Genomic DNA, 13557 nt, shown 5'->3' on the forward strand with positions numbered 1-13557 from the left:
TTTTTAAAATCCTGTGAGTAGAAAATTGAGTGTCACTCTGAAGACATTATTTTGTGTGAAAAAATAATATAAAAAATAGACTAACAAAAGGAGGTTTTATGATATGAAAAATGAGATAGTAGTCATTGCTCCCTCTAAGTTATTTTCAGATACTGTATATGAAGTACTTGAAGAATTACATATAAAAATTCCATCATACATTGCTACAGGTAAAGAAACTATAGAACTAGCAGATAACATAATTAACTTAGGCACTAAAGTAATAATTACTCGTGGACAAAATGTTGATTTATTGCGTAAACATGTCTCAATTCCTATAGTGGATGTTGGATACAAATACGAAGACATATTTTATTCATATAAAAAAGCACTTAAGTATTCTTCAAAAATAGGATTTATAGGTTTAGAATCATCATATAAAACTGCTAAACGATTTAAAGAAATCTCCAATTTTGATTTAGAAATACCTAAGTTAAATTCTCTTTCTGAATTTGAAGATACAATAAAAGAATTAATTGATAATGGCACTGAGATTTTCATAGGTGGTAAAACAACAAAAGAAATCACCTCTAAATACAATAAACTCTGTATAGAGACTGAAGTTGAAAAGTCTTCTATTCATGCGTCTATCAATGAAGCAATCCATCTATATAACATAGGAATTGAAAAGAGAATAAATAACTCTATTACAGAAGAAATTCTAGAATGTACACATAGTGGTATAATTGCCATTGATAAAAATCACTCACCACTTTTTATAAATAATCAAGCAAAAAGGTTACTATTTAACCAAGTTGATAAATTTATAAAAGATTATTTAACTTCTGGTGATATTTCAGATTCACTAAAAAATGGGCACTCTCTATGTAACAATATAATTAATTTTAAAGGTTCTTCCCTTACATTTGATTGTTTCCCGATTATAATTGATAGTTTGCATTTTGGATGTGTTGCAACCATACAAGATATCGAAAATATTCAATCAACAGAAAAAGAAATAAGAGAGAGTTTAATTTCAAAATCTCATTGTGCAAAGAACAATTTTAACGATATATTGGGTTCAAGTGATGCATTAATGCACTCGGTAAACATGGCTAAGAAATTTGCTAAATCTAATTCTACAATCATAATTACGGGTGAATCTGGTACTGGAAAAGAAATATTTGCTCAAAGTATTCATAACTATAGCAATAGATTTAATGGACCTTTTGTGGCTATAAACTGTGCAGCTATACCTGAAAATATACTTGAAAGTGAATTATTCGGATATGTAAAGGGAGCTTTTACAGGTGCTAGAAATGAAGGGAAAGCAGGTGTCTTTGAATTGGCACATAATGGGACTATATTTTTAGATGAAATTGGAGAAATTTCTAAAGATGTTCAAGTCAAACTACTTAGAGTATTACAGGAGAGGGAAGTCACTAGAATAGGGGATACTAAAGTTGTACCTATTAATGTAAGAGTTATAACAGCTACTAATAAAGATTTAGTGGAGCAGATTGATAATAATAATTTTAGAGAAGATTTATTTTACAGACTTTGTGTGTTGAAGTTAGATTTACCTCCTCTTAGAGAGCGAAAAGAAGATATCGAACAACTTACATATGCTATTATATCTCATTATAACAAACCAGTGTCAATATCTGATTCTGCACTTAAAATTTTAAGTAGATATGACTTTCCTGGTAATATAAGACAATTAAAAAATATAGTAGAAAGACTAGTAGTTATGTGTGATGATAATTTTATAGATGAGTACTTAGTTTCTGAAATTTTAACTTCTGAGCCACATTTTCGAAAGGATATAAGTTTAACTACTACAATAGATTATTCTCCTATTTTGGAAGAGAATAAAATCGTAGATTATGAAAAAAAATTAATTCTTGAGACGTTAGAGAAAAATAATGGAGTAAAATCTGTTACTGCAAGTCAGTTGGGTATCAGTACTACTACTCTTTGGCGTAAACTTAAAAAGTATCAACTTTCAGATTAAATATTTATTGAATAAAATAAAAGAGGCTGTTACATAACAATTTAGAATCGTTATGTAACAGCACCTGTTATTTTAAAATTTTTATATATAAATATTTTATATACATAGAGTAGAAGTCATTTATTACTAAACTCTGTAAACATCATCTATAATTTGTACACCTTTTTTTTCTAATGTCTCATTTACCCATTCTCTATTTGCAGTTCCTTCAGAAGCCTTTACCACTTTAGCATGGTCTTGTTTAGCATTTGCTTCTGCTTTATCAATAAGGTCTACTGCATCATTTTTAGGGATTACGATTACACCATCTTTGTCTCCTAATATTATATCTCCTGGATTAACAGCAATTCCTCCTATAGATATAGGTACATTCACTTCACCAGGACCTTCTTTATATGGGCCACCTGGAGTAGTTCCTGTAGCATATATTGGACAACTAGACTTTGATATAACATCAATATCTCTTATTGGACCATCTATTACAATTCCTGATACTTTTTTGAAATCTGCAAGATATTTGTACATGATTTCTCCCATGATGGCTTGTGTTCTATCTCCATTATTAGATAGTATTATTACATCGCCTTCTTGAGCTATATTAAGAGCTTGATGAAGCATTAAATTATCTCCTGGTCTTGATTTTACTGTTAACGCAACTCCACACATTTTGTTTTTTGGTGAAGACATTAACTTTATTTCTGAACTTAATGCACTTGACCTATACATACAATCTCCTACATTAGCTGCTGGTAATACACTAAATCTTTTTACAAGTTCTTTATCTGGTAAATCTCTTTTTAAATATACTCTATTTCCTATTGTCATTTTAAGTTCCTCCTAATAAGTGTTTATTGTTTACTAATCATTGTATATCGTTGCATTGTCCCAATCTATTGATTTTACTGGCCAAGTAGGGTTTTTACCTTCAAATACCTCATTAACTCCAATTGCAGAGTGTAAAGAGGCTCTATTAGTAGCTTCTTTAGTTGCTGCTCCTATATGAGGAGATACCACAACATTATCTAAATACAATATAGGGTTTTTAGAATCTACTGGCTCTTGTTGTAATACATCTAAGCCAGCACCTGCTATAATATTATCTCTACATGCTTCATATAAAGCTTGTTCATCTACAACACTTCCTCTTGCTGCATTTATAAAAAATGCTGTTTCTTTCATCATACTAAACTGTTCTTTTCCTATAAAATGTTTAGTGACAGAAGTTGTTGGACAGTGAACAGAAACAAAATCACTTTCTTTATATATTTTGCTTATATCTCTAGTTACTTCTACACCTTGTGGGAAGTCTTTAGATGGTTTATATGGGTCATATGCAACCACTTTCATATTGAATCCATCCATACACATCTTAGCAACTCTTGAACCTATGTTTCCACATCCAATAATTCCTACAGTTTTTCCATCAAGCTCACATTTAGGAGTTCTCAGCTTAGCTTTATAATAGTCCTCTATAAAACTTTTTCTTACTTTTGTATAATTTCTAGAGCAGTATAACATATACATTAGTGTTACTTCTGCAACAGAAGTACTATTTGCTACTGGACAATACAATACTTGAACACCAAATTCTTTTGCTGCATCTAAATCTACAGTATCAAATCCTGCTCCATGACGTACTATTACTTTTAAGTTATCAGCAGCTTCAAATACCTCTCTTGTTATTTTAGATAACCTAACTATAATTGCATCAATACCTTTTATATCATTTATTATATCTTTAGTCTCCATGCCTGAACCAGTTATCAGTTCATGTCCTCTACTTTCTAAGTAATCTCTTCCCTCTTGCATTATTTCTTGTGGTAATAATATTTTCCAACCCATTTTTTTCCTCCTAATTAATTTTCATATATGTAATCTGGGGCACAATATACTATAAATCCATTTTTAATTGTCATTTCTGTTTTTAATAATTTATCTGCCTCGAATTTACTACCTTTCCAATCTGTATAAGTTTGTTTAACATCCATAATGTCAAATATTGCTACATCTGCATTTGCACCTTCTGATAGACATCCTATCTGATTTTCCATTTTCATAAGTTTAGCTGGATTTTGTGTTGTCATTTTTACAACATCATATAGACTTATTCCCATACATATGTATCTAGACATAAGATTTGGTAGAGAGAATATAGGTCTTCTAAACATGCTTTCCAATACCAAATCTGTACTACAAATATCAGCTATAAATCCTTGTTCTTTTGCTTTTTGCATGACTTCAAAATCACCATGTTTTCTACCTTCTCCTGTATCAAATATGATTCCTCTTTCTCTTGCTTTCTTTACACATTCGTATAAATTGCCATTTGAGTCGAGGATAGTGTTTTGAACACCTTGATATACATGTTCAAATATATCTCCTGGTCTTAAGATATTTAACACATCCTCTGTAGGAACTGGTAAATTTGTACAATGCACCTCAACAGGGCATCCTATTTTTTCAGCTATTTTAATAGTCTCCTTTAATGGCTCTATTCCTAGACCTTCTACTAAATTTTCACTTAATCTTATTTTTAGACCTAATATATTATCTTTATTTTCATTGTATATTCGTTCTATTTTTTCATGATTGAAATACTTTGGGTCAATACATTCATGATAGCTAGTAGTTACTAATCCCGCTGAACAAACTTGTAAGAAACTTTTTATATTTACTTTACTTCTAGCCACAATTGAAGATTTAAAGAGTTGGTAGTTTGCTACTCCTGCTGAACAATCAATTGCACTAGTAACGCCTGTTGGAAGATATGTGCTATCTGGATATATACCAATTTCAGTTCCATCTGCAAACATATGAGCATGTGCATCAATCAGCCCTGGAAAAACAAATTTACCTCTTGCATCTATTGTGTGTTTTGCCTTATCACCATGTTTATATTCAGTTACTTTTCCATTGTATATAGCAATTGTTTTATTGCCATTTACATTATTTTTAGGGTCTATTACGTGTCCATTTACAATAAGTAAATCTAGCATAATTATTCATCTCCAATATATAAATTTAATGTGTACTTACCATAATCCAATTATTTTCCAGTAAGGTAAGCCTATTACTAAGAATATTGCTAATGCAACCATTACCATGATAGTGCCTACTTTCCAGAAATCTTTTTGAGATACATATCCTGATGCAAAGGCTATAAGACCAGCTCCATTTCCATAATGAGTCAATAAAGCTCCATAACTTGCAAAGAATGCTAGCAATAATGTAACTACCATCGGATTTGCTTTAGTAGATAAAACTATTGCAAATAGTACAGGATAAAAAGATGCTACAAATGCACTGTTTGATACAAAGAAGTATCTAACTGCCAAACTCACTAACAATAGTACTATTGTAACTAATAATCCATTTACATCTGATAGATTTAATACTGTACCTAATTTATCAGCTAACCAAGTGTAAAAACCTGCATCAGCTAATGAGCCAGCAATACCATAAAATGCACCATACCATATAAATATATTCCATGCTCCTTTAGCACCAATAACATCATCCCAATCTAAAATACCTGCTATAAGGACTAATGCTAAGAATACAAATCCTACTACCTGCATATTTAAGTTTATAAAAGGTATTTTTTCGCCAAACATCCATCCAAGAATTGCAAGAATAAAGAATACAACTAGTACCTTTTCATGTTTTGTAATAGCACCTAATGATTCTAAATCTTTTCTTATCTGTGGTTTAATATCTGTTAAATGAGTTAAACCTGGTTTGTATATCTTATATACTATAAGTGGTGCTACTAGTAAGAATAAACCTGCTGGTACGATTGATGCCATAAACCAAGTTCCCCAAGTTAAGTTAACACCTAACATACTTGCTGCCAAAGAAACTGTTATCGCATTGGTTGCCATACCTGTCAAAAATAATGCTGCTGTTCCTTGAGATACTACATATGTTAATACTGTTAAATATGCACCTAATTTTTTAGGTTCATCATCAGGTTTAGAACCTGCACCTTCTGCTATATTTCTAAATATAGGGTATATAATAGTTGTTCTAGATGAATTTGAACCTGTAGCAGGGCTAAGTATTAAATCACTTATCATCATTAGGTATCCAAGTCCTAAGGTAGAATCTCCTGCTCTTAGCAAAAGGTTGTATGCCATACGTTTTCCTAATCCTGTCTTTACAAAAGCTGTACAGACAATAGTTACAACAACTAAAAACCAAGTCATCTTATCTGAATATCCATGAAGTAGTATTGACTCATCCATAAACATAAGTGCTACACCTACAATGATTAAAGTAATGATTGGTTCTTTAAATGGTTTAATAATAAGACCTGCTAGTAAACCTAGATATAAAGCAACAATATCCCAAGTTTCTTTCTTTAATCCTTGTGGTGCAGGTAAATTCCATATAATTATTGGTATAGCTGCAACAAGTAAGAATTTCATCAACTGTTTTTTATTCATTTTCTTCTCCTTATTTAATTTTAGATTTATACTAAATTATAAAAGCACGAAATATGCCAACTTTTTAGATTAATAATATTTTATTTGTTTTTTTATGTGATTTATTGTAATTTAACTGTTAATCAAATTACTTTGATACAATTTTATTAAAATATTTTTTTCTAGTTTGATAAAATAACATTATATTTCTTTATATTATATTTCAAATAGAAATATTATATTTCAATTTGAAATGCAATATTTCCGATTGAAATATAGTGTTTGAATTGTTAACATAACAATAAAAGATATATATTCTTATATTCTTGATGAAATGGATAGAGAAGTTTCAGGTAAAGTCGCAGGTAAGTTATACTAATCATAAGAGTAAACTTTAAAAAAATTTAAACTTATTTCATATTACTACTTATTTCATATTACTAATAGAAGTAAAACTAAGCTATTTTATTAGCAAATAAAAGTTCAAATTAAATTTATGAGTATTTATAAAAGTGGAAGGCAATTATATGGAGAATAAGATTAAATTAATGAAGAATCGATAGAATAAAAAAGGGTACTTACATTATGAATAAAAGTGGAAATTTTAAAGAAGAAGTTGAAGAAAGAGATAAAAAGGAGATGATTCAAATTCTTATTTTGAAACATCTCCTTATAATGTTAAAGAACGAAGTCTATCTTTATCCAATACTTTTATACCACCACGAGATACAGACACAAGACCTTCTCTAGCAAAATATTTCAACATTCTAGACACAACTTCTCTAGCACTTCCCATATACTTAGCAATTTGCTCATGAGTCATATTTATAGTGGTATTATTGTTTTTAGTTATTTCATCAACTAAAAAAGATGCCAAACGCTTATCAAAACTCATAAAAAGGATTTGTTGCATTGCCCACATAACATCAGAAAAACGTTCAGTGGCTAGCTTATATGAGAACAATTCTGCGTGAATATTTTCTGTAGACAATTTTGAGAAAACAGAAGAACTAATTTGTATAATATCGCAATCTGTCTCAGCATCCACATATACATCAAAAGTTATTGTGTTTAGAATGCATGATGCTGATAAGATACATACATCACCATTATCAAGACGGAAAAGTGTCACCTCACGCCCTTCATCTGAAAGTATGTATGTACGTATTGTTCCAGACTTTATAATCAAAATACCAATACAATCACTATCACCACAATGAATTGAGTTTCCTTTTTTAAAGTGGGATATATTGGCTGAAGAGATTAATAAGCTTTTTTGTGAGTCAGTGAGTTTATCCCAAAAAGATAAACTTTGTGTAAGTATATCAATATCGTTTTGTGAAAGCATATAGTGATTCCTTTCCTAAAATAATTATAATCCCATAATACAAGTGAATAGATAAAATAACAAGTAGTTTGTGAAAAAGGATTATTCAATTGTATATTAATAGTATGATTTGTGTAGAAAATATATGTTAATATATATTATTGCCTATTTGTAAGTAGATTAAGTCATATTAAGCATGTAAATTAATGAATTATAATATACATATCTTGTAAGCTGAAAGAGCTGTTTGATAAAGAATTTATCATACAATTCTTTGAGCCTACAAAATGCATGAAATAATTTTATATCTTTTCTGATGGTAGATTTGTATAACTAATATATATATTAGATTTGTATAACTAGAACATATCTTGAAGTATATTTATTTAGAAGAAATAGAATTTATTTTTAAAGTATGAAGCTCTTTATGTAGTTTTATTGCCATAAAACCTGCGATTATTGCAGCAGCAAAATCAGCTATTGGTTGTGCATATAAAATACCATTTAATCCCCAAAATATAGGAATAATCAAGATTATAGGAATAAAACATATACCTTGTCTACACATACCCAGTAACCCACCTTCCTTTGCTTTTCCTAGTGCAAGGAACAATGTAGAATATACTGTATAAAAACCAAATAACATAAATGAAAATCCATTTGCTCTAAGAGCCTTACTACCATTTTCAATTAATAACACATCACCACTTGTAAATTGTGAAATTATAGCTGTTGGAAAAAACACCATTACAAGACCAAGTACTACACAAAATAGAGTAGTCCATGCTATAGATGTTTTTATTGCTTGGTGTAATCTATCATAGTTCTTTGAGCCAAAATTATAACCAGCAATTGGTTGGAAGCCTTTTATAAACCCAAATACGATAAGACTCCCCAAAGACATTATTCGTGTTACTGCACCCATTCCAGCTATCACAGAGTCACCATATTTTGTAGCTTCCATATTAGTTAATGTGATAGCGAGACTAGTCAATAACTGGAATATTAAAGTAGGTACACCAATCTTTAAAATTTCTGACATGATTTCATTTGAAAAACAACATTCTTTAATTCTAAAACTAAACATACTTTTCTTGCTAAAAATGTACCTGATATAAACAAGTGTTGAAATCATCTGAGAAAGAGCAGTTGCAATGGAAGCACCTTTTACACCCATGCCAAAGGTATAAATGAATATTGGGTCTAAAACTATATTAAGCAATGCACCTAATAGCATAGCGCACATGGTTGTTTTAGCAGCTCCTTCACTTGTGACAATATTAGTCATAGTGACATTAAATACATTAAAAATAGATGATACGACATAGATACTAGCATAAGACATTGCATAAGGCATAATACTTTTTGTAGCTCCTAATAATTTTAAAACAGGATTGAGAAGAATCATAATGACAATAATAAATAATATACCAACTATTATACTGCTGTAAATAGCTGTACTAGCAACTTTGCCTGCTTTTTCCTTATCTCCATGACCTAGGAGTCTGGCAATGTAGGAAGCAGCTCCATTTCCAAATAATAATCCTAATCCCACAATAATCTGACCTAGTGGAAATGCAACAGATATAGCACCCATTTGACTTGTTCCAAGACCACCTACAAAGTATGCATCTACCAAATTGTACAATGCAGTTATCATCATACCTATCATAGTAGGTAATCCCATAGATAACAAGGCTTTTGGTATTGGGGCAGACCCTAATAATTCAATTTTTTTGTTGATTTCTTTCATGCTAAACACTCCCTTTCTATTGACATTAGCTCTAAAATATATTACTATAAATTATAGTAATAAAGAAAATGCTACTATAAATTATAGTATTTGTCAATAGAGAGAAAACGAGAGGAGAATTTTTATGGCAACAATAGATTTAATTGTACTGGGTATAGTAAAGCAACAGCCTCAGAGTGCTTATGATATTCAAAAAGTGGTGGAATATAGAAATATATCACGTTGGGTTAAAATCAGTACACCATCAATTTATAAGAAGGTAATTCAACTAGAAGAAAAAGGTTATATCCAAAGCACAATTGTAAGAGAGGGGAGAATGCCAGAAAAAGCAATTTACTCTTTAACAGAATTGGGTGAAAAACATTTTTTAGACTTAATGTTTGATACAGCTTCAAAGCCAGTAAATATTTTTCTGGATTTCAATGCTGTAATAGTAAATTTATACAGTCTTACACCAGAAAAGCAAAAGTTGTGTCTTAATAGTATTGAAGAAAATATACAAGTATTGAAGTCGTATATAGAGGAAAATATAAATACAAAATCGAATGTACCAGAAACAGGTAAGGCTATTTTAGACCAGCAATTGGTATTGGCTCAAACATTAGAAACATGGGTGAATTCTCTAAAGGTTATTCTAGATGTTGACAGTGAAAGAGATTAATCTCACTCATCTAAGAGAGATTGCAAAGTAATATAAAGGTCATCATGAATTAGCAATCTGAATTAGCAATCTGAATTAGCAATCTGAATTAGCAATCTCATTGTGGTAAAATGGATATTATGAAGCTAGGATTTTGACTAAAATGATTGATGACCTACTACAAGCAATTAAGAAACAAATTAGAAAATGGTCATCTGAATTTTATTCATTGGATATTTACGACTTATCCTGCCAAAACTTATTTGAAAATACTCCTTATGTACAGCCACTTATAACAAGATGGACAAAGTGTAATAGTATTTTCTTGAAAAGAGTAGGATTTGTATTGATTACAAGATATCCCAATGGATAACAAAAAATTATATGATGGAATTAGGGATAAGATAATGATTAAAAGCATACCAGCAAAACAAATTTTACAGAAAGTTAAATTTGACAACTCAAGATGGTTTGGGATTGATTATAATATGAATCTCTATCGTGGTTGTCCTCATGGTTGTATTTATTGTGACAGTCGTAGCACAGTATACAACATAGAAAATTTTGACCAAGTGAGATATAAGGAAAATGTGATAGAAACTCTAAAAAAGGAGCTACGTTCAAAGAGAAAAAAAGGAGTTGTTGGTATTGGAGCTATGTCTGACACATACAATCCTTTTGAAAAAGACCTTTGCATTACTCAACAAGCCTTGAATTTAATTTCAGAAAATCATTTTGGAGTATCTATTGATACAAAAAGTAGTTTGGTAGTTAGAGATATACCAATTTTGAAGGAAATAACAAGAAACAATTCTGCTATTGTCAAAGTTACTATAACCACTGCAAATGATGAGTTAGCAAAGAAAATCGAGCCTAATGTGAGTCTAAGTTCTGAACGATTTGAAGCAGTAAAACAGCTCAATGATGCTGGAATATTTTGTGGTATATTATTGACACCTTTGATACCATTTTTGACTGACAATGAGAATGAAATAAGAGCAATTGTTGAAAAAGCACATAAGGCTAATGCAAAGTTTATCTATTGTATGTATGGAATGACAATGCGTAATGGTCAGAGAGAATTTTTTTATAAGCATTTAAAGAATATATCACCAAAACTAGTATTTCAGTATCAAAAAACGTATGGCTTAAATTATGTATGTCCTAGCTTGAATGGAAAGAGATGTGAACAAGTGCTAAAAAAAGAATGTGCTCGTTATGGTATTTTGACAGAGATGAAAGATATTATAGAAGCGTATAAGAAATCAGATATGCAATTAAAGTTTTTTTAAGCTATAAGTTGCAATTACTATTCATTCTTCTAAAAATTTATTCTATTATAAATTAAATAGCAAAAAGTAAAAAGTAAAAACTAAAAAACAATAAATACAATGAAATTAGATAGTAATAATTATTCAATGTTTCAATTGTATTATCATTTAGTTAAGTGTATCAAATATGTAAAGGATAGTGAAGTGTATTAAATACATAAAGGAAATATATGTTAAAAGGAAGGGGGGATATATATGATAGAAATAAAAACTATAGATGAAAATAAAAAAGGTCATATTGACCTTTTGTTGCGAGCTGACCCATATGAGGTAATGATTGATAAGTATCTTGATAAAGGCATTATGTATGCTCTATATGATAATGATGAACTTACTTGTATAGCAGTTGTAATTGAAATTTCTAAAGAAACCTGTGAATTAAAAAATATTGCTACATATGAGCATTTTCAAAATAGGGGTTATGCATCAAAGATGATAAATCATATTTTAGATGTTTATAGTGAACAGTATTCATCAATGGTTGTGGGTACAGCTGAAAGTGGAATCCCGTTTTATGATAAATTTGGATTTGTTTATTCACATAAGATTAAAAACTTTTTTATAGATAATTATCCAGAGCCAATTTTTGAAGGGGAATCTCAATGTGTGGATATGCTGTATTTAGAATATAAATTCTAGATGCTAATGAGAAGATAAAGTGTTATATATAAAATAAAGAATCGTGATAAAGTAGATAAAGTGTTGCAGAAAGCACGTCTGAAAAGATGTGCTTTTCTATTACTATAAAACAGTATATTAGAGAATAGTTTGTAAAAAACCTATTGTCAATCAAATGGTTATACACTTAATAAAATCATATTTTGATAAATATTACTTTCAAAATATAAAGGAAAGGATTTAGATTTCCATTGATGCTATAATACAAAAAGAGAGGCAAAAATTATTACAAAATCATGTTTTAGCAACAAATTACATGAGTGCAACTTAAAGTTGACAATGTGCATTTCTTAAAATATAGAATTTAACAGTATAGTTTGATAATATTTGGATATCAAATCACAGGAGGTAATAATATATGAATTTTGGTGAAAAATTATTTAAGTTAAGAAAAGAAAAAGGATTATCACAGGAAGCACTTGCAGAACAAGTTGGAACAACAAGACAGGCGGTTAGTAAGTGGGAAAACAATCAGGGATTTCCAGAAACAGAAAAACTTTTACTACTATCTAATATTTTTGAAGTATCAACTGATTTTTTATTAAAAGATGAGAAATCAATAAAAGGAGCAAATGAAAAGGGATATTATGTAAGCAAGGAAGTGGCAAGGGGTTATCTTATCAATGAGAAAAGAGAATGCAAATATTTGGGGTTAGGTTTTTTGTTTTGGGCATTAGCAGGTATTCCTTATGTAATGTTTCCAACTCATACAAGTTGGCGTATTTTAGGAATTGCAGTTTGTGTTGTTTTAGGTATTGGTGCTGTTATACTTGGAATGTTTGCAGAACAAGAAGATTATAAAATCTTGAGAAAAGAGCCACTGTTATTTGATTATGAGTTTTTGAAAGAATTATCAAAGGAATATATTTCAATCAAGAAAAAATATAAGTTAGTTGCTATCCCAAGTACATTTTTGTTTGTGGTTGGTATTCTTATTATCGCAGTAACAGTTAGAGGGTACATTGAATGGGCAGAATATCATTTACTTGTATTTTTGGGATTGGCAGTTGGTATTTTTGGTTTCGTACAATCTATTGGGATTATGGATGCATATGAGCTGTTGGTAAAAAACGAACAGTATTGTGACCGATTTATCTTTAAAGTAAAGAGAAAATTAAAGAATAAAATTGATAGGTTCTAAAAGTAAATTTTTAAAGGTAGGAGCTAGTTAGGGCAAGGTATTAATTGTGAAATTTACAGAGACAGGATAAAAGGTCACGATAAAACAGCAAAATGTATGATAAGTATGAGTAATTATTATGATACTTTATTTTAGTATTATTTTATAAAAGTTAGAAGAAAGAAAAAATATTAAAAGGTCAAATTGACCAAATAAAAATAATATATATAGTATAATTTAAGAAAAATGTGAATGATGGAACTTAAACATAATACACATAGTATAATTTAA

At 29.8% G+C, this 13557-nt stretch carries 12 protein-coding genes; 6 read left to right on the plus strand and 6 right to left on the minus strand.

Going from position 1 to position 13557, the window contains the following annotated elements; genetic code table 11:
• The first annotated feature begins 103 nt into the window (after positions 1 to 103).
• Complete coding sequence (locus IC219_RS07105) at positions 104 to 1993, plus strand: sigma 54-interacting transcriptional regulator (RefSeq protein WP_227433530.1); 1890 nt, start codon at positions 104 to 106, stop codon at positions 1991 to 1993.
• A 126-nt stretch (positions 1994 to 2119) separates the two neighbouring features.
• Here IC219_RS07105 and IC219_RS07110 read toward each other — a convergent pair whose 3' ends face one another.
• The 6 genes from IC219_RS07110 to IC219_RS07135 all read right to left on the minus strand — a co-directional run bounded on the left by IC219_RS07110 (position 2120) and on the right by IC219_RS07135 (position 9497).
• Entirely contained in the window at positions 2120 to 2818 is a 699-nt protein-coding gene (locus IC219_RS07110) for an RraA family protein (RefSeq protein WP_227433529.1), read from the minus strand.
• Between the two features lie 33 nt (positions 2819 to 2851).
• Complete coding sequence (locus IC219_RS07115) at positions 2852 to 3835, minus strand: hydroxyacid dehydrogenase (protein WP_227831337.1); 984 nt, start codon at positions 3833 to 3835, stop codon at positions 2852 to 2854.
• A 14-nt stretch (positions 3836 to 3849) separates the two neighbouring features.
• Positions 3850 to 4989, minus strand: coding sequence for an amidohydrolase family protein (locus IC219_RS07120; RefSeq protein WP_227433527.1), 1140 nt, complete (start codon positions 4987 to 4989; stop codon positions 3850 to 3852).
• 36 nt (positions 4990 to 5025) lie between these two features.
• Positions 5026 to 6438 carry a DASS family sodium-coupled anion symporter gene (locus IC219_RS07125; RefSeq protein WP_227831336.1) on the minus strand — a complete coding sequence of 471 codons (1413 nt, stop codon included), beginning with the start codon at positions 6436 to 6438 and terminating at the stop codon, positions 5026 to 5028.
• Between the two features lie 649 nt (positions 6439 to 7087).
• A complete protein-coding gene (locus IC219_RS07130) occupies positions 7088 to 7765 on the minus strand; it encodes a Crp/Fnr family transcriptional regulator (protein WP_227831335.1) in 678 nt (225 codons plus the stop codon).
• A gap of 361 nt (positions 7766 to 8126) precedes the next feature.
• Complete coding sequence (locus IC219_RS07135) at positions 8127 to 9497, minus strand: MATE family efflux transporter (protein ID WP_227824664.1); 1371 nt, start codon at positions 9495 to 9497, stop codon at positions 8127 to 8129.
• A 124-nt stretch (positions 9498 to 9621) separates the two neighbouring features.
• Here IC219_RS07135 and IC219_RS07140 point away from each other — a divergent pair, with 124 nt between their 5' ends.
• The 5 genes from IC219_RS07140 (at position 9622) to IC219_RS07160 (ending at position 13287) form a co-directional block, all read left to right on the plus strand.
• Positions 9622 to 10158, plus strand: coding sequence for a PadR family transcriptional regulator (locus IC219_RS07140; protein ID WP_227824665.1), 537 nt, complete (start codon positions 9622 to 9624; stop codon positions 10156 to 10158).
• 142 nt (positions 10159 to 10300) lie between these two features.
• On the plus strand, positions 10301 to 10510 hold the full coding sequence (locus IC219_RS07145) for a DNA alkylation repair protein (protein ID WP_227831334.1): 210 nt from the start codon (positions 10301 to 10303) through the stop codon (positions 10508 to 10510).
• Complete coding sequence (locus tag IC219_RS07150; RefSeq protein ID WP_413926927.1) at positions 10503 to 11429, plus strand: SPL family radical SAM protein; 927 nt, start codon at positions 10503 to 10505, stop codon at positions 11427 to 11429. The genes IC219_RS07145 and IC219_RS07150 overlap by 8 nt, the downstream gene beginning before the upstream one ends.
• Positions 11430 to 11663: 234 nt before the next feature.
• Positions 11664 to 12107 carry a GNAT family N-acetyltransferase gene (locus IC219_RS07155; protein ID WP_227831333.1) on the plus strand — a complete coding sequence of 148 codons (444 nt, stop codon included), beginning with the start codon at positions 11664 to 11666 and terminating at the stop codon, positions 12105 to 12107.
• A gap of 397 nt (positions 12108 to 12504) precedes the next feature.
• Positions 12505 to 13287, plus strand: a complete 783-nt coding sequence (locus IC219_RS07160; RefSeq protein WP_227831332.1) for a helix-turn-helix domain-containing protein — start codon at positions 12505 to 12507, stop codon at positions 13285 to 13287.
• Positions 13288 to 13557 lie beyond the last annotated feature (270 nt).

The sequence above is a fragment of the Clostridioides sp. ES-W-0018-02 genome (genome assembly GCF_020658175.1).
Classification (GTDB): Bacteria; Bacillota; Clostridia; order Peptostreptococcales; family Peptostreptococcaceae; genus Clostridioides.